This window comes from Fructilactobacillus florum DSM 22689 = JCM 16035 (assembly GCF_001436645.1).
GTDB classification, from domain to species: Bacteria; Bacillota; Bacilli; order Lactobacillales; family Lactobacillaceae; genus Fructilactobacillus; species Fructilactobacillus florum.
In genome coordinates, this window is the sequence record NZ_AYZI01000001.1 from 137,425 (window position 1) to 156,370 (window position 18,946).

Annotated in this window: 16 protein-coding genes; 2 read left to right on the forward strand and 14 right to left on the reverse strand. The window is 43.4% G+C overall.

Going from position 1 to position 18,946, the window contains the following annotated elements; all coding sequences use genetic code 11:
- Positions 1-37: 37 nt before the first annotated feature.
- From uvrA to FC87_RS00775, 14 genes are all read right to left on the reverse strand, one after another.
- Positions 38-2,902 (reverse strand): excinuclease ABC subunit UvrA, encoded by a 2,865-nt coding sequence (gene uvrA, locus FC87_RS00710; RefSeq protein ID WP_035422085.1) that lies wholly within the window; start codon positions 2,900-2,902, stop codon positions 38-40.
- Between the two features lie 10 nt (positions 2,903-2,912).
- On the reverse strand, positions 2,913-4,922 hold the full coding sequence (gene uvrB / locus FC87_RS00715; RefSeq protein WP_009166938.1) for an excinuclease ABC subunit UvrB: 2,010 nt from the start codon (positions 4,920-4,922) through the stop codon (positions 2,913-2,915).
- 206 nt (positions 4,923-5,128) lie between these two features.
- A complete protein-coding gene (gene trxB / locus FC87_RS00720; RefSeq protein WP_009166939.1) occupies positions 5,129-6,061 on the reverse strand; it encodes a thioredoxin-disulfide reductase in 933 nt (310 codons plus the stop codon).
- A gap of 13 nt (positions 6,062-6,074) precedes the next feature.
- Positions 6,075-6,587, reverse strand: coding sequence for a thiol peroxidase (locus FC87_RS00725; RefSeq protein ID WP_054689872.1), 513 nt, complete (start codon positions 6,585-6,587; stop codon positions 6,075-6,077).
- A gap of 190 nt (positions 6,588-6,777) precedes the next feature.
- A complete protein-coding gene (galU, locus tag FC87_RS00730) occupies positions 6,778-7,662 on the reverse strand; it encodes a UTP--glucose-1-phosphate uridylyltransferase GalU (protein ID WP_035422078.1) in 885 nt (294 codons plus the stop codon).
- A 23-nt stretch (positions 7,663-7,685) separates the two neighbouring features.
- On the reverse strand, positions 7,686-8,702 hold the full coding sequence (locus tag FC87_RS00735) for an NAD(P)H-dependent glycerol-3-phosphate dehydrogenase (protein WP_056961331.1): 1,017 nt from the start codon (positions 8,700-8,702) through the stop codon (positions 7,686-7,688).
- Positions 8,703-8,705: 3 nt separating this feature from the next.
- Positions 8,706-9,530, reverse strand: a complete 825-nt coding sequence (lgt, locus tag FC87_RS00740) for a prolipoprotein diacylglyceryl transferase (protein ID WP_054689868.1) — start codon at positions 9,528-9,530, stop codon at positions 8,706-8,708.
- Positions 9,531-9,537: 7 nt separating this feature from the next.
- Positions 9,538-10,503, reverse strand: coding sequence for an HPr(Ser) kinase/phosphatase (gene hprK, locus FC87_RS00745; protein ID WP_054689864.1), 966 nt, complete (start codon positions 10,501-10,503; stop codon positions 9,538-9,540).
- A gap of 24 nt (positions 10,504-10,527) precedes the next feature.
- A complete protein-coding gene (locus tag FC87_RS00750; RefSeq protein WP_035422074.1) occupies positions 10,528-10,875 on the reverse strand; it encodes a phage holin family protein in 348 nt (115 codons plus the stop codon).
- Positions 10,876-10,883: 8 nt separating this feature from the next.
- On the reverse strand, positions 10,884-12,047 hold the full coding sequence (locus tag FC87_RS00755) for a PDZ domain-containing protein (protein ID WP_056961333.1): 1,164 nt from the start codon (positions 12,045-12,047) through the stop codon (positions 10,884-10,886).
- Between the two features lie 10 nt (positions 12,048-12,057).
- Positions 12,058-13,174, reverse strand: a protein-coding gene (gene prfB / locus FC87_RS00760) for a peptide chain release factor 2 (protein WP_235804426.1) whose coding sequence is annotated in 2 segments (ribosomal slippage) — positions 12,058-13,101 and positions 13,103-13,174 — 1,116 coding nt in all. Because the reading frame shifts where the segments join, the coding sequence is not laid out codon by codon here.
- 52 nt (positions 13,175-13,226) lie between these two features.
- Positions 13,227-15,593 carry a preprotein translocase subunit SecA gene (gene secA / locus FC87_RS00765; protein WP_056961334.1) on the reverse strand — a complete coding sequence of 789 codons (2,367 nt, stop codon included), beginning with the start codon at positions 15,591-15,593 and terminating at the stop codon, positions 13,227-13,229.
- 198 nt (positions 15,594-15,791) lie between these two features.
- Positions 15,792-16,475, reverse strand: a complete 684-nt coding sequence (locus FC87_RS00770; protein ID WP_156656512.1) for a ComF family protein — start codon at positions 16,473-16,475, stop codon at positions 15,792-15,794.
- Positions 16,468-17,772 carry a DNA/RNA helicase gene (locus tag FC87_RS00775; RefSeq protein ID WP_054689853.1) on the reverse strand — a complete coding sequence of 435 codons (1,305 nt, stop codon included), beginning with the start codon at positions 17,770-17,772 and terminating at the stop codon, positions 16,468-16,470. Before FC87_RS00775 ends, FC87_RS00770 begins: the two co-directional genes overlap by 8 nt.
- Before the next feature lie 46 nt (positions 17,773-17,818).
- Between FC87_RS00775 and FC87_RS00780 the strand changes: the two genes are divergently transcribed.
- Complete coding sequence (locus tag FC87_RS00780; protein WP_056961338.1) at positions 17,819-18,457, forward strand: YigZ family protein; 639 nt, start codon at positions 17,819-17,821, stop codon at positions 18,455-18,457.
- A 71-nt stretch (positions 18,458-18,528) separates the two neighbouring features.
- On the forward strand, positions 18,529-18,945 hold the full coding sequence (locus FC87_RS00785; RefSeq protein WP_009166952.1) for a CidA/LrgA family protein: 417 nt from the start codon (positions 18,529-18,531) through the stop codon (positions 18,943-18,945).
- Position 18,946: the final 1 nt, after the last annotated feature.

The window sequence follows — 18,946 nt, forward strand, 5'->3', positions numbered from 1 at the left end:
ATCAAACGACTAAAAAACGCCTAGTAGCATCTCACTACTAAACGTGATCGTGGTTCGCCATTGCTTTAGTTTTAGCCGTATCAGCAACTAAAATTGGCTCTAAATACTGTCCAGTATAACTAGCAGCTACCTTAACCAGCTGCTCGGGCGTCCCCGTTGCCACGATTTGACCACCGCCAGCTCCGCCTTCTGGACCTAGATCAATTAAATAATCTGCTTGTTTAATCACATCCATATTATGTTCAATGATTAAAACGGTATTCCCCGCATCCGTGAGCTGTTGCAGCACTGCTAATAAATGCTTAATATCTTCACTATGCAGCCCCGTAGTTGGCTCATCCAAAATATAAAAATTATTTCCACTAGAACGTTTATGCAGTTCTGACGCTAGTTTCATCCGCTGAGCTTCACCACCAGATAAGGTAGTCGCTGGTTGCCCCAACTTTACATAGCCAAGTCCGACATCAACAATTGTCTGCAATTTTCGTGTAATTTTGGGAAGGGCTGCAAAGAATTCTAGCGCTTCGGCAACCGTCAGATCCAAAACATCTGCAATGCTTTTACCCTTATATTCAACCTCTAAAGTTTCGGCATTATATCGCTTACCATGACAAACTTCGCAAGGAACAAATACATCCGGCAAAAAGTCCATTTCGATTTTTAAAATGCCATCACCATGGCAAGTTTCACAACGACCACCCTTCGTATTAAAACTAAACCGCCCCTTCTGATAGCCCCGCAGCTGGGCTTCATTAGTCTGAGAAAACAACGTTCGAACGTCGTCAAAAACACCCGTATACGTTGCTGGATTACTCCGTGGAGTTCTGCCAATGGGACTTTGATCGATGCTCACTAATTTTTCGATGTTTTGGTAGCCCGTTAGGGAGCGATATTTGCCCGGTTTTTCAGAATTATGGTTCAATTTTTGCGCCAACACCCGCTTTAAAATATCATTCACTAACGTTGACTTGCCAGACCCGGAAACTCCTGTGACCACATTTAATTCTCCCAGCGGAAAGCTAACCGTTAAATTTTTTAAATTATTAGCAGCGGCTCCTTTGAGGGTTAATTTTTTTCGACTATGGCGCCGGTGGAGGGGTACCGGAATAAATTTTTTCCCAGCAAGGTACTGTCCCGTAAGCGAAGCTGGATTTTTAGCTACCTGTGCGGGAGTTCCCGTCGCCATAATCCGCCCTCCATTTTGACCAGCGCCGGGACCAACATCAATCAAATAGTCAGCAGCAAGCATTGTATCCCGATCGTGTTCTACAACTACAAGCGTATTTCCAAGGTCACGCATCTGTTTCAAAGATTTGATCAAACGCGCATTATCATGTTGATGCAGACCAATCGACGGCTCATCTAAAACGTATAAAATTCCAGAAAGATTAGACCCAATCTGGGTAGCTAATCGAATCCGTTGGGCTTCCCCACCAGAGAGGGTCCGAGCTGCTCGAGCTAGAGTCAGGTAACTTAGACCAACATTAACCAAGAAATCTAACCGATCTGTAATTTCTTTTAAAATTGGTCGGGCAATCAACTCATTTTGTTCACTAAAAGTTAGTTGCTGGAAAAATTGCTTGGTCGCTGCGATATTTTGGGCACAAACGATGCCAATGTGCTGGTCACCAATCCGAACTGCCAACGCCTTTTCGTTTAGACGATATCCGTGACAAACTTGACAAGTTAATTCGCGCATATATTTCCGCATCTGATCACGAGTAAAGTCACTATTGGTCTCTCGAAAACGACGTTCCACATTCTTAACAACGCCCTCAAAAACTGCATCCACGTCCCGAACCCCACCAAAATCATTTTCATAATGAAAATGAAACGTTCGCTCTCCAGAACCGTACAACAATAGCTCCCGTTGCGATTGAGAAAGTTTTTGATAAGGCGTATCTAGATTAATTTTAAAAGCCTGAGCTGCCTGCGCTAACATCTCGGGATAATACTTGGAACTAATGGGATTCCATGGTTCTAACGCCCCATCACGCAAGGATTTAGTGGGATCTGGTACAACAAGGTCTTCATCAACTTCAAGTTTCACTCCCAGCCCATCACAAGCCGGACAAGCACCTTGCGGAGAGTTAAACGAAAATAGGCGCGGTTCTAACTGACCCACAGTAAAACCACAACGCGGACAAGCATAGTGCTCAGAAAATAGCAACGGCGCTCTTTCCCCCAGAAAATCAATTGTGGCATAGCCTTCGCTCAGCCGTAACGCCGTTTCCAAAGAATCTGATAGGCGCGCATTAATTCCTTCTTTCACAACAATCCGATCAATCACAATACTGATGCTGTGGCGCTTGTTTTTATCGAGATCAAACTCTTCCCCAATGTCCGCCATGTTACCATCGACCACCACCCGTACAAAGCCTTCGCGTTTAATCTGGGCAAATATTTTCTTATGTTGTCCTCGTTTGTCACGAACGATCGGCGCCAATATTTGCATTTTGGTCCGATCTGGCAACTCATTAATCCGAGCAATCATCTGGTCAACGGACTGGCTCTTGATAACGGTCCCATCATTAGGACAGATTGGCGTTCCCACCCGAGCCCACAGTAGCCGCAAATAGTCATTTATTTCTGTGACCGTGCCGACGGTCGATCGGGGATTTTTAGAGGTCGTCTTTTGATCGATCGAAATCGCCGGACTAAGTCCTGTAATCGAATCAACATCTGGTTTATTCATCTGACCCAAAAACTGCCGAGCATACGAAGATAAGCTTTCCACATATCGGCGTTGCCCTTCAGCGTATAAAGTGTCAAAAGCCAATGAACTTTTTCCGGATCCAGATAACCCGGACATCACTACTAATTTGTTTTTGGGGACCTCCACATTTACATCCTTAAGATTGTGCTCTCGAGCCCCACTAATTTTAATTACATCATTTTGCACTGGGTATGCCTCACTTCATTTGTTTTCGTAACTTTTTGATCGTATCCCGAAGCGCCGCTGCCTGTTCAAAATCAAGTTGCCGAGCTGCTGTTTGCATCTCATCACTAAGATTCTGAAGCATCTCGTGCTGTTCATGATCAGACATCTGTTCAAAATCTGATTCTGCAAAGGGATGCTCTGAATCAGCAGGCTGCTCAATTGTATCCGCTTTATAGGCAGAGATTGCCGTTGGAATCGCTTTAATAATCGTCTTCGGCGTCACATGATGTTCTTGATTATAGTCTAACTGCAACTGTCGTCTACGATTAGTTTCGTCCATTGCCGCCTGCATTGAATCGGTCACGTGATCCGCATACATAATCACGTGTCCATCAGCATTTCGAGCAGCACGACCAATGGTTTGAATTAAAGAGCGCACGTTTCGTAAGAAACCTTCTTTATCGGCATCTAAAATTGCAATCAAAGAAACCTCGGGAACGTCAATGCCTTCTCGCAATAAATTAATCCCCACTAACACGTCAAATTTACCTAACCGCAGATCACGAATAATTCTCGTTCTTTCTAACGTTTTAATATCACTATGCAAGTATCGGACCTTAATGCCTAAATCTTTAAGATAATCGGTTAAATCCTCTGCCATCTTCTTTGTTAGCGTCGTCACAAAAGTTCGCTGTTGGTTTTTAATTCGTTGATTGATTTCACCCACTAAATCGTCCATCTGATCTTTAGTTGGTCGGACTTCCACGGTAGGATCTAACAAACCGGTTGGTCGAATAATTTGTTCAACCACTTGGCTACTATGGTCTAATTCATAGTCCCCAGGCGTTGCAGACATGTAGATAACTTGATGAATGTGCCCTTCAAACTCTGAAAAGTTTAATGGGCGGTTGTCATAAGCACTTGGCAACCGAAATCCGTAATCGATGAGCTGGGTCTTACGGGCTCGATCACCTTTTAACATCCCACGAACCTGCGGAATGGTTTGGTGCGATTCGTCGACAAACATCAAAAAATCTTTTGGAAAGAAATCTAGCAAGGTGTAGGGAGCTTCACCGGGCTGCCGCCGATCCATGTAACGCGAGTAATTTTCAATTCCGTTGGTATATCCCATCTCACGCATCATCTCGATGTCATAAGTGGTTCGCTGCTTGAGGCGCTGGGCTTCTAGCAACTTCCCGTGCTGCTCTAGTTGCTTAACTTGAGTGTCCATGTCTGCTTTAATCTCTGGCAAAGCCACCTTCATAATCTCATCGTTCGTCAAAAAGTGGGTAGCGGGAAATAGCGTCACAACTTCGGGCTGTCCAAGCACTTCCCCAGTCAGGGTATTTATTTCCGTAATTTTATCAATCTCATCCCCAAAAAATTCGATGCGGTAAGCATTCTGCGTTCCGGCAGCGGGAAAAACTTCGACCGTGTCGCCATGGACTCGGAAACGACCGCGATCAAAATCAATGTCATTACGTTCAAATTGAATGTTTACTAGTTGCCGCAGTAAAACATCTCGTTCTAATTCCTGCCCAACGTGTAAAGAAATCGTATGATTTTGATACTCAACTGGGCTTCCTAGTCCAAAAATTGAAGAAACTGAGGCAACTACAATTACATCATTTCGAGCTAGAAGCGCCGCGGTCGCTGCATGTCGCAATTGATCGATTTCATCGTTAATCGAAGCATCTTTTTCGATATAAGTATCGCTGGAAGGAACATAGGCTTCGGGTTGATAAAAATCATAGTAACTGACAAAATATTCAACCGCATTTTGCGGGAAAAATTTTTTTAGCTCGTTATAGAGTTGTCCGGCCAAGGTTTTATTGTGAGCTAGCACTAGCGTGGGACGATTTTGATCACGAATAATGTTAGCCATCGTAAATGTTTTTCCTGTCCCGGTTGCTCCAAGCAAGGTTTGCTCTTTATCACCAGCATTCAACCCCGCATCCAGCGCCTTAATTGCTTCCGGTTGATCTCCGGTCGGTTGATAATCAGACACCAAGTTAAATTTTTTCTCTAATTTAGTTACCATGATAACTCCTGTCCCCAGTTCTTGATGTAATTCCTCGTAATAACATTAATCTTAGCATACGAACATACTTTCGAAAAGGCTCGCTGATCCCTCGGTTTTTAGACCCATTTTGTTGATATAACTTGTTAACTACAGTCAATAAAAAAATACCACTAAAGTTAACTTGAACCAGTAACTTTAAAGGTATTTTAATTAATCAGCGTCCATTATTTTTCTAATTTCTGAGCTTCAACATAATCAAAGACGGCCTGACCGGCAATGCCACCGTCACCAACTGCCGTGGTAATTTGTCGGAGCGGTTTGTGGCGCACATCACCCACCGCAAAAATTCCAGGAACTTTGGTTGCCATTTGTTCGTTGGTTTCAATCCAACCCTGGTCATCAGTGATTCCTAACTGCTGAAAGGCCGTAGTCAGCGGGAGAATTCCTACATAAATGAATACCCCACTAGCTGCCAGCTGCTGCTCTTCATTGGTTTGTTGGTTTTTAATCGTTACGCCTGTGACTTTTTTGTCATCACCATCAATGTGTTGTACCGTACTATTCCAGACAAAATCAATGTTGTCTTTTGAAAATGCTTGTTGTTGCAGAATTGGCTGGGCACGTAATTGATCCCGACGATGAACTACGGTCACTTGGTTAGCGATGTTTGATAGGTAAGTTGCCTCTTGAACTGCTGAGTCACCCCCACCAACAACAATCACATCTTCTTGTTTGAAGAAGGCCCCATCACAAACAGCACAGTAGGAAACTCCTCGTCCTCCGAACTCTTCTTCGCCAGGAACTCCAAGTTTGCGATACTCCGCCCCTGCTGCCAAAATAACTGCGACCGCTTCATATTGCTGATCAGCTGTATTCACTAATTTAGTCGCGCCATCGGTCGTGATCCCCGTTACTTCACCGTATGCATACTCCACTCCAAACTGGGTGCTGCTATCATACATTGCTTGTGATAAATCGGGACCCAAAATCGATTTAAAGCCAGGATAATTTTCGATTTCAGCTGTGTTGTTCATTTGCCCACCAAAAACACCCCGATCCAACATCAGAACCGAAAGTTCTGCTCGAGAGGCATATAAGGCTGCTGTCATCCCAGCTGGACCCGCGCCGATTACAATCACATCATATTTTTTTGTCATCAGGATTACCTCATTATTTTGGATTAGTTAAAAGCTGTTGTAGCGCTTTGATAACCGGTTGATAGTCTGGTTGATGAGAAATTTCTGACACCATTTGGCAAAATGTAATCTTACCAGTAGCATCAACTAAGTAAACCGCCCGTGCTAGATGACGAAAAATTGGAATATACAAGTGAGTCGCTTTTCCAAACGACCCCTCGGCATCTGACATAATTTCCATCTGCGTAACGTCGTGCGCTGCACACCAGTTCTTTTGATACTTAACTGGATTGTTAGAAACCGTCACGAATCGGACGTCACGAAACTGACTGGCCGTTTGATTAAATTGGGCGGTTTCTAAACTACAAACTTTCGTCCGCAAATCAGGGACAACGCTCAATAATAATGGTTTCCCAATTAGATCTGTCGTTGTAAGCTGCTTCCCCGCCTGATCACGCAAAGTGAAATTAGGTAGTTCTTCTCCCACTTGTGGTTGCTGGTTTCCCATTAGCCATTGAATTGGAATTCCACCTAGCTTAATTGTCATCTAAGTCACCTCTCATGTATAAATTAGTATTTTCATCCTAACATCTTACTTACTATAAGTCAGTAATTTTGCTTATTGGCTCTCTAGAAGACGAAGACCGCCGTAAAAAAAAGCCCATGATGGACCAGCAATTGCTAGCCTTCATGAAGCTCGATTCAATCATCATGCACAACAGGCGCCCGATAATCGATTAGTTTTCTTTTTTCAGCTGCTCCGCCAGTTCTAGCAGGTATGCCCGCAAATCAGCTTTGATTTCCGGATGGTTAATCCCATATTCAATATTGGTTTCAAGCCAGCTTAACTTGTTTCCAGTATCAAATCGTTGTCCTTTAAACTCATGCGCATAAACGTCTTCACTTTTATTGAGCGTGTCAATCGCATCAGTCAATTGTACTTCATTTCCCTTACCGGGCTTCGTATGCTCTAGCACGGAAAAGATCTCGGGAGTGAAAAGATATCGTCCAATAATTGCTAAGTCGCTAGGAGCAACCTCTGGATCTGGTTTTTCGACAAAGCTCTTTACATCATACAAGCCCGTTTCAATCTCACTAACTGGGTCAATGACTCCATACTTTGAAGTTTCTTGATGGGGTACCCGGGTGACTGCTAATGTCGATTTTCCTGATTTTTCGTAGCTATTAATTAGTTGCTTCGTCAAAGGCACCTGATCACGCATCAGATCGTCACCTAACATCACCACGAACGGATCATTGCCAATAAAACTCTGTGCAGTTAAAACAGCATCACCAAGCCCATTGGGATAAGGTTGCCGAATGAAATAAATATTCATTTCATTCGATTTTTGAACCATTTCTAACATTTCTGTTTTATTTTTTGATTTTAGATTGGCCTCTAGCATATAGTTCGGCGAAAAATGATCTTCAATCGCCCGCTTGCCTTTTCCAATCACGATCACTAAATCAGTAATGCCTGATTCTTTGGCCTCTTCAACGATATACTGAATCGTAGGTGTATCAACAATTGGCAACATTTCTTTTGGCATCGCCTTTGTTTCTGGCAAAAAGCGAGTTCCTAATCCGGCAGCCGGAATAATTGCTTTGGTAACTTTTTTCATCGTAATTTGAATCTCCTGTATTATTAGCCGATTTCAGCGCGGCCTTCGCGAGTCATTAATTTTTGAATAGCAACTGCTACTGTTTCTTCACCGTTCAGAACAGCATGAATTGCTTCTGTAATCGGCATTTCAACTCCCGTCAACTGTGCCATTTCATAAGCAGCCTGACTGGTTGCAATGCCTTCAATTACCATTCCCATGTTATTAATGACTGTTTCTAATGCTTTTCCCTGACCAAGCTGGTAGCCCGCTCGCCAGTTACGAGAGTCTTGACTGGTCGCTGTTACAATCACGTCACCAACCCCAGACAATCCTAAAAATGTGAGCGGATTAGCACCATATGACACCGCTAAGCGAGAAATCTCTGCAAGCCCACGCGTCATTAACGCCGCCTTGGCATTATCGCCATAGCCGAGCCCAGCTAGCGTCCCGGCAGCAAGTGCAATAATATTTTTTAACGCCCCACCAAGCTCAACCCCGATTATATCATGGTTTGTATAAACGCGAAAATAATTATTCATAAATAATTGCTGGAAATGGCGGGCTGCCTGTAAATCTTCACTGGCAACAGTAACCAACGTGGGGTCTTTTCGAGCAACTCCCTCGGCCTGGCTGGGCCCTGAAATTACTGAAATAGAAGCACGGTACTGACTAGCAATCGTCTCTTCAATTACCTCTGACATGCGTTTGAAAGTGTGCTGTTCTAAGCCCTTACTTCCATGAATTAAAGCCGGCTTGCTGTTTAGCTCTGTCAGGACTTGGTTTAAATCACTCGCTACCGCCCGAGTCACTTGAGAGGGAACAATGAGCAAAACATCATCTGCTCCTTGTACCACTGCTTTCATATCAGTGTCAGCCCGCAGACGCTCTGAGAACCGAAAACCTTTTAAATATTTTCCATTAGTATGCTGTTCATTTAACTCCTGAACTTGGTCCGGATTATATGACCAGATTCGAACCTCGTGTCCATTTTCAGTCAAAATATTAGCCAGCATACTCCCCCATGAACCGGCACCAAGAACTGCAATTTTCTCTGTCATTTTCTACTCCTTAAGCTTGCTGGGCCAATACCAATTCAATGTGGGTTGTTGCCTTCTTCGCCAACATATCAAGGCAAGTGCCCCGATAAACAGTAAAACTGAGAGCCCTTGGGAAACTCGTAAACTACCCCACATGAGACTATCAGTCCTCATTCCTTCCACAAAAAACCGACCAAACGAATACCACATTACGTATGCTAAGAAAACTTCTCCCCGTTTAAACAATTGGTTAGAATGTCGCATTACCATCAATAATACAAATCCTGTCAAATCCCACATGGATTCATATAAAAAGGTAGGTTGGCGATAAAAACCGCTAATCTCCATTTGCTGAATTAACCAACTAGGTAACTGTAATCGCTGAAGAAAGTTTCGTGATGTTATGGCACCATAAGCCTCTTGATTCATAAAATTGCCCCAGCGACCAATTCCCTGGGCCATGATAACCGTTGGAGCGGCAATATCAAAAATTTGCCAAATCGATAGCTGATGTCGCCGACAAAAACAGAAAATAAAGGTGCCGCCGCCAAGCAAGGCGCCATAAATAGCGATGCCTCCATCCCAGATGGCAACAATTTCACCTAAATGATGTTGATAGTATGACCATTGAAAAACCACGTAATAGATTCTCGCCGAAATAATGGCCAGCGGAATCGACCACAGAATCAAGTCATAGAGTAGGTCTTCGTTTAACTTTTGCCGACGTGCTTCTCGCAATGATAACCATACCGCCAATAAAACAGCAGTAGCAATAAAAATTCCATACCAGCGAATTTGCAACGCTCCGATTTTAATTGCAATCGGATTAAGAATGCTATTAATTACCATAAGTACCTCATTGTTTCTTAGTTTGATCTGGATGTTCTTGATCATGCTCAGAATTGGTTTTAATCAAACCATTTAATTGCCGATCAAAATCGTCCGTCGCATTATAGCCCATGCTATTGGCTCGAAAGTTCATTGCCGCAGTTTCAATGATAACGGCCATGTTTCGACCGGGCTTAACCGGAATATTAATCGTTTTAACGCGAACATCAAAGATTTCGGTTGCATCCGTTCCAGTTCCTAAACGATCATATTTCTTTCCCTGTTCCCAAATATCTAGATGAACAATTAAATCAACCTTGGTTTCTGAGCGAACTGCCCCAGTCCCAAACAGAGTCATCACATTAATAATTCCAATCCCGCGAATTTCCAACAAGTGATTTAAAATTTGGGGGGCTTGCCCGATCAAGGCTTGTTCGTCTTGCTGATAGACATCAACTCGATCGTCCGCAATTAGTCGATGACCTCGTTTAACTAACTCTAGCGCTGTTTCACTTTTTCCGATGCCGGAATCACCAGTAATCAGCACCCCTAGTCCATAAACTTCTACCAATACCCCATGAAGGGATTTACGTGGTGCTAACCGTGCTTCTAGAAAGTCGGTCATATTACTCAGCACCCGTGATGTATTTAATTTCGATGTTAAGATTGGAATTTGCGCTTGCTGGGCGGCCTTCACTAGCTGAATTGGCGGCTCTAGACTTGTCGATATCACAAAGGCAGGTGTATCAGGCTGGCACAAACGTGTCATATAATCGTCCAATTCTTGATCAGACAAATGCTTGGCAAAAGAAATCTCTGTAATCCCTAGTAATTGGATTCTTTCTGAGGGATAGTAAGAAAAATAGCCAGTTAACTCCAGTCCCGGTCGAGAAATATCACTAGTTGGAATCGGGCGGTCAAGATTATCGCCACCGGCCAAAACACTCAAATGAGTATTTGCTACTAATTCTTTAACACTTACGCTCTTATGCATGCGAACCCCTCTTCTTTTAGCAGTTTAATTCTGCCATGATCCCTTAGTAAACAAGGTAGTACATAAAGACATCAATAATGAAATACCCACTAATGCTGTCAGTGATGAAAACTGGAATTTATCGCCGAGAGCGAAGGACGTCAACCACAGCATTCCCGCATTAATCACAAATGTAAACAAACCAACGGTTAACAAGTTTAACGGTAAAAACAAAAGTAAACACAGTGGTCTAACCAGTAAATTAAAAATCACCAATACGACCGCTGCCAGCAAAGCAGTTTGCCAATTTCTGACAAAAAAGGCTTCGGGAAACACTCCAGAAAATGCCATAAATAGCAAAAAATTAAGTAAGATCCGTCCAAATAACCACATAGACCCTCCTATTTTTCATCACTAGGAAAAGTAACAATCCCGATTTCATGGGGTCCACCAGCAAAGATCGAAGACTCTTTTAACTCCAAGTCCCCCCGACGATTCTTGATTTTTAGCCGACAGAAGGTTGGACTGGTCTGTAACGCTCGATAGAGGCTTTGTTCATCGGTAACGTGGATCCCATTAACCACTTGAATCAGATCTCCAATTTCCAGCTTCATTTTACTAGCTGGGGTTTGTGGTTTCACTGCCAACACTCGTACGCCATCCAAGGCCTCTTCCACCTGGTTTTGATCCTTGCGATCGACCTTACGAAAATGATACATAATTAAACAATAAACAACTGCCAAACATCCGATTGCTAGTACTTCAAATAAAGGACTCTTCCAGAAAAAAGCATCGATGGTAATTCCCAGAGAAGCAAGGGCTAACCAACCAATTGCATTTGCTAACCGTTGCATAATTTTTGCTGGTTGTTCGCCAATGAATCGAAAGTTCAGTCCAATTAAGAATGGCACAATCAAAATCGAAAGCTTTACTCCAAAAATTTTGAAAACCGGCCAAAAAGGACTGGTGGTTTCAAATAAATCACCTGGAACTAATAGCACTAACGGTACCACCGAGACCTTATCAAACAAATAAGTTGCCACCCGGTTCCCCCGAATATTTTTCCCAATCACAGGTGAATTAACTGATTTACGGTTAAATTTAATAAATAGGTATTGTAGAAATAGCAAAATCGTCAAAAGTGCTAAAAAATCAATCCCTTCTGGTAAGGGATTTTGTAAAACCATGTGTTTTTTACCAATAAAAGATAGCGTGTAGAATTTATCTCCAAACAACTGCACAATTATCATGGGTAAAAAGAGCGCTAAAAAAGGAAGCGTCGTGCCTGGTAAGAACAAAGCTACTACTGCTAGCAGCTCATAAAAAACAATCCAAGTATATGAAACTTCAACCCCTACCGCAAGCGAACACAGTGAACCAACAATCCCTAATACTATCATCGCAATAAAAAACGTCCGCATTTCGGAATTTTTAGGATTAATAGCACTTTCATACAAGTGACGTTCCCGCTTAACTCGCTGACGGTATTTATATTGCGTATGAAGCAGTCCTAACCAAAAGAGCGGAGAAATTATAAAAAAACCAAAATTAAATATTTCTTGCATAATTATTCACCTATTTTAAATTTTTATGCTGTAAATTCCACTGTAGATATGCCGTGATAAATGGATTTAAGTCCCCATCCATAACTGCCTTTCCGTTGGCAGTTTCATAGTTAGTTCGATGATCCTTAACTAAGGTATACGGATGAAAAACATAGGAACGGATTTGTGAACCCCAACCAATTTCGAGTTGTTTCCCCTCTAGTTGCGCTTTTTCCTGGGCCTGTTTCTCCAGTTCCAGTTCATACAGCTTCGATTTTAACATATTCATTGCAGTGACTCTATTCTGTAATTGGGAACGCTGAGCCTGACTACTAGTAACAATCCCGGTCGGTAAATGTGTAATTCGAACCGCCGAGGACGTTTTGTTAATATGTTGTCCTCCCGCTCCGCTTGAACGAAACACGTCAACTCGCAAATCATCCGGATTAATCGTTACCTGTACTGTCTCATCTAACTCCGGCAACACGTCAACCGAGGCAAACGAAGTATGTCGCCGACCAGCCGCATCGAACGGTGAGATCCGAACTAACCGGTGAACCCCCTTTTCCGATTTTAGATAGCCGTACGCATTATGACCAGTAACTGTGAGCGTTACCTGACTAATACCAGCCGTTTCTCCGGGCTGATCAGCGACCACGGCAACTTGAAACCCATTTTTTTCCCCCCAGCGAGTATACATACGCAACAACATGGCAGTCCAGTCACAGGCTTCTGTTCCCCCGGCTCCTGAATTAATTTCTACAATTGCATTGTTAGCATCGTACTTTCCATTTAATAATAAGCTGAGGCGGTATTGATCGACCGCTTCCTGTTCTGTTGCTAACTCTTTGTTAAATTCAGCCTCTAATTCTGCATCCGGAAGCTCCGCCAAGACCTCCAAAGTGTCTTGCAAACTATGCAAGTTCTCTGCTAAGGACTGCAACTGATTATACCGTTCTTTATCATGATTAGTGACAGCAATCAGTGCTTGCGCCTGGGTAGGATTCTCCCAAAAATCAGGTGTCGCCATTTTTGCTTCGTTGATCGCAATATTTTCTTGCAGCTGATCTAAGTCAAAGAGACCCCCTAAAACCGTCAATTGCGGTTTGTAATTTATTTAACTGTGCTTGAACTGCATTAATTTCCATTTTAATTACTCCTAACTAGTAAAAAGCGAAGAACCGAAGTCCTTCGTCGTAATTACCGTTGCATATTTTGTCGAATTTCTGCTTTCATAAATAAACGAGTTACATCATAATCCGTATCCGCAATCATTTCTTCAAACATTCGGTAGCCTTCCCGTTGGTACTCAACCAACGGATTAAGTTGACCATAGCCACGTAACCCAATTCCTTCGCGCAGACGATCCATCGCATCAATATGATCAGTCCAGTGGGAATCAACCACGCGTAAGACAACAACCTTTTCAAATTCTAGCAATTGTTGTGGATCACCCAGTTCTTGACCCTTGGCATCATAATTTTTTTCAGCCAAGGAGTTCAGAAATTGCTTAATTTCTGCCGCACTCTTATTTTTAAGATTACTTAACCCAATTTCATTAGGACTCACTAGGGCACTAATAGAGAAATCTAAAATCGTATCTAAATCCCAATGCTTTTGGTCACCTTGCGTATGCAAATCAACGATTCGAGAAATCGTTCGTTTGATCATTGGCATAATTACCCATTTCAGGGATTCGTTCTCCTCAATGACCCGGTTTCGTTCTCCATAAATCACATCTCGTTGTTCTGACATCACATTATCGTATTTCAAAACATTTTTTCGAGAATCGTAGTTATTTCCTTCGACCCGTTTTTGTGCGGATTCAACCTGTTTGGTAATCATTCGGCTCCTAATCACCGCATCATCATCCTCAACTCGGAGTCGTTTCAAAATGGTCTTGATCCGATCAGAACCAAAGCGACGCATCAGATCATCTTCCAGCGATAGGTAGAATTGTGAGTATCCCGGATCACCCTGGCGACCAGCCCGTCCTCGCAGCTGATTATCAATTCGTCGGGACTCGTGTCGCTCGGTTCCAATAACCGCTAAACCGCCAAGTGCAACTACTCCTGGTCCCAATTTAATGTCAGTTCCTCGTCCAGCCATGTTAGTAGCAATCGTGACTGCACCCTTTTGACCGGCATTTGCAACAATATCCGCTTCTTTAGCATGGTTTTTAGCATTTAAGACCACATGTTTAATATGAGCCTGAGTTAATCGTTGTGCTAAGTATTCTGAAGTTTCAACCGCAACTGTCCCTAACAAAATCGGTTGCTGGCGTTCGTGTAATTCCTTAACCCGATCGATCACCGCATCAAACTTAGCTTGTAACGTCGGATATAAGATGTCAGCCTCATCCAACCTAATCACTGGTTTATTGGTTGGAATCGAAACAGCGTTCATATTGTAGATCTCACGAAATTCTTCCTGTTCGGTTTTAGCAGTTCCGGTCATCCCAGCTAGTTTTCGATACCGCCGAAACAAGTTTTGATAGGTAATGTTGGCCATCGTTTTACTTTCTTCCTGGATGGTAACACCTTCTTTTGCCTCCAAAGCTTGGTGTAGCCCATCTGAGAACCGCCTACCGTCCATAATTCGTCCGGTAAACGAATCGACAATTAAAACCTCGTCATCCTTAACCACATAATCCTTATCCCGCTCCATTACATAATTCGCACGAAGCGCCTGATCAATATGATGAGTCAACGCCGTATTATCAGTATCATAGATGTTTTTTAGATTAAAGAACTTGTCGGCTCGGTTGATTCCAGTTTCCGTCAACGAAACCGTTTTAGTTTCTAAATCAACTTTGAAGTCCGTCTCTGGCTTAAGCGTCTTAGCAAATTGATCTGTTTGTTGGTATAACTGGTTAGACCCTTGCGCGGGACCAGAGATGATCAGCGGGGTTCTTGCTTCATCAATCAAAATCGAATCAACCTCATCTACCAGTGCAAAATTTAGCGGTCGTTGAACACGGTCTTCTTTGTAGACCACCATATTATCACGAAGATAGTCAAATCCAATCTCACTGTTTGTCGAATACGTAATATCAGCTTGATAGGCCGCCCGCTTTTCTTCTGGAGTTTGATCGGCCTTGTTAATTCCAACCGAGAGTCCCAGCCAGTTATAGAGTTGTCCCATTTGCTCGGCATCTCGCTCGGAAAGATATTCATTAACGGTTACAACGTGCACCCCTTTACCTGAAAGGGCGTTTAAATAGACCGGTAACGTCGCGGTTAAAGTTTTACCTTCCCCGGTCTTCATTTCCGCAATGTTCCCTTCATGGAGGACAATTCCTCCCATAATTTGAACGCGAAAAGGCGTCAGTCCCAACACCCGACGAGCTCCCTCACGGGCAACTGCAAAAGCTTCTGGTAACAATTCATCTAGCGTGGTTCCAGCTTGGTAGCGCTGTTGAAATTCTGGTGTTTTGGCTTGTAAGTCAGTGTCACTGAGCTTTTGATATTCTTGTGAATACTCACTAACTTGATCAGCTAGTTTTCCCAGCTGCTTAATCCGACGCTGGTCACTCTCCACCCACTTCTTTAAAACGTTCGTTGGCATTCCTGAAATTCTCCTTGTTTAATTCTCATATAGTGATTATTAGCTTACCAATTAGCCGATTGATGACCTCTGCCTGAGATCATTAATTTGTGGTGACAAACATCCTGCTAGTTGGCTAACTGCCAAATGTTTGTATTGATTCCAATTATTGCCATCATTATTTTCATTATAATGAATTATTCGCCAAATAACAATTACTCAGTGAGCTAGGGTTACACTTCGAATGTGCCGAGCCCCCGCTGACTGCAATAACCAGGCAGCTTCATGTAATGTTCGTCCAGTCGTATAGATGTCATCTACAAGACAAATATCGCGGTTTAAGCACGCCGACCGCAATTTTTCATTGACGACAAACCGTTGGGGACCACTTAAACGGTCATGACGTCCCTTGGCAGCCTGCGGTCGATCTTTTGGCAGGGCCAGTAGCGCTGGAAACAGCTGGTTCGAGCCAAACCAACCGCTAACTTGGTTAAACCCCCGTTGTTCGATTGTCGTAGCTGTTACCGGGATAGAAACCAGCATTTCATTGGTTCGAGCTAGGTTTGAAAACAACGGTTCCATAATTAAGCGCAACCGATAGTCCCCTCGTAGTTTGTACTGCTTAATATATTCCTTGATCTGATCCTTATATGGAAAAAAAGCACGATTACTAATTAAAGGAGCCTTCATCCGATCGTTCCAATGCCGGCAGTCTGAGCATTGCTGCGTAGTAGCTTGAAACTTACCACATTTAGGACAATGCGGGGCGGCAACCGGTGTAAATTGGTCCAGACATCCTGCACATAAGCGCGTAGGCGCTACGCTACTAAAACTGACTAAAAAGTGAACTGAGAAATCATAGTTCAACGACCGTTGACACCATAAACACTGAAGTTTATTCACAATGAGCCCCTTTTCGATTTAAAAATGCAATCTGGGCGGTCGCTTCACAAAGTGCAGTTGAGTAATGTCCCAACAAACAATGAACCATTCCAGTAGGACGACTGCTGCTACGTCCCACTCGCCCTGCAATTTGAACTAGGGTAGCAGCCGTAAACACCCGGTCATCTGCACCCAAAATAATTACATCAATCCCAGGGAAAGTTACCCCGCGTTCTAAGATGGTAGTGGTAATTAAAAACAGAACTTGCTGTCTTCTCATCTTTTCTACCTTAAGCCCCCGCTCTTCATCATTGGCATAAACGGTCGCCCACTTTGCGGTCGTTTTCAAGCGCATTCGCAAAACTCGATCAACAACGCTAAGATCCTTAATTCGCGGGACGAATAGTAAAAAACGCTGTCCCGCAGCAACTTTTTTCCGAATCAGGCGCAACAAGCGGGCTGGAATCTTGTGGCGAGATAGACAACGATTCCAACCCCAGCAGAATTCTAAGTGTAGCTGCGGTAACGGTTTTCCATGAAAACGGCGTGGCAAATAACTAATGGATTTCTGCCGTTGCAGTTTGCGATTTGGCGTAGCTGTCAGCCATAATTGAACCCCGGTCGCTTTTAACGAGCGCTGAGCTGCTAGTTCTAACATGGTATTATTAGCAAAGGGAAATGCATCTACCTCATCTAAAATCAACAAATCAAATGCCGCAACAAACCGCATTAACTGATGAGTTGTACAAATCGTTAGCTGACAATAACGATACTTCAATGGACTAGTGCCATGAAGCAGTACCATTTCAATGGAACGAAAGGCGGCTTGGTAGCGCGGAAATAGTTCTATACATACGTCGACGCGGGGACTAGCAATTGCAATCCGCCATCCTTGCGTCATCGCCCAAGCAATTGTGGGAAAGGTGATCTCTGTCTTCCCAGCTCCAGTAACCGCCCACAATAAATGGTTTTGTCCCTGCTGAACCGCAGTTAAAACCTCTGCAGCCACACGAGCCTGGATTTTAGTTAGCTGCCCTGACCAACTCAACGGCTGCCGTGAACTGGTAAAGTGGTTTGGTTCAGGAATGGTTAACAATTGCATATGCGAATCAAGTCGTCCTAGTTGAATACACTGATAACAGTAATAAGCGCCGTTCGGCAATTGGGTAAGCTTCGTGTCGCTCGCTTGCTGACACCGATTGCAGTACACAGACTGCTGACTAACTTGTAGTGCCGGTTGCAACTGTACGTTTACCCAATCAGCTGGAACCGTTCCTCGCCAAGGGACCAAACGCCCATACGCCAACTCTTGTTCCATCTTTTTCACCTCGCACTATAATACGCAAAATAAAAAGGAGCTCATTATGAAATCAACGTTTTTAACGATCAGCCAACCTGCGCGTGCCAGCTACGTGATCAAAAAATCAAAGTTCATTGCTGACATTGCTCCCGTCAGCAATGCAGCAACCGCAAAGGGCATGCTAGCGCAGTTAACGGCTGCAACTCCTAAGGCGAATCATCATTGCTATGCCTATCGTCTGGTCGAAAATCCACCCGCAGAACGCTTTAGTGATGACGGAGAACCGGTGGGCACTGCTGGCAAACCGCTGCTTGAAATTCTGCACCATCACCAACTAGAAAATACTTTGATTGTAGTAACGCGTTACTTTGGTGGAATTAAGCTGGGGGCTGGCGGATTAATTCGTGCCTATGCGCAAGCTGCTAATGCCGCCGTTGCTCAAACAACCCTATTCCAAAAAACCTTAGCTCGGCAACTTATCATCAGTCTGGATTATCCACAACTTAATAAATTACGTTCATTTTTAAACCAGCAACAATTGCCGATTTTAAAGACTACCTATACCGAACAAGTGACGATCACCACTGCCGTTCCCATTGCGCAGGTTTCAACATTTCAAGCCCGTGTCACAGAAAGTTTAACCGGTCAAGCCCACTACCAGCTGGGAGCGAAATGTTATCTAACCTCTCCTCCACAACCTTAAATCCGATTGTATTTTGCGGTGTTTCTGCTATAATACATAGTGAAAAACATCACAATATGGAGGTAATTTTTATGCACATTCAGTCAGATCCTCAGAAAAAAACACCTATTATCACTCAAATGGGGATCTTCGCCGTGATTTTATTCGTGTCATACTGCTTGTCAAACCTATTTCCGGCTACTTTCCCCGTTCCGGCTCCCGTAATTGGATTGCTAATCCTTTATTTCTTATTAACCATCGGTCTGATTAAACCACAACAAATTGAAACGCTAAGCAATTTTTTGATCAGCTTACTGGCCTTTCTCTTTGTTCCATCGGGAATTCAGTTAGCCACTTCTCTGGATATTATGAAGCACAGTGGCTTACAACTGGTGGTAATGATTATTATTTCCACCGTTGTTATGTTAGTTTCGGTAGCGCTGGTTGCCACCGGCTTAATTTGGTTACGACAACGATTCTTCCCAATTAAAGATCAGCAGGAGGACTAAA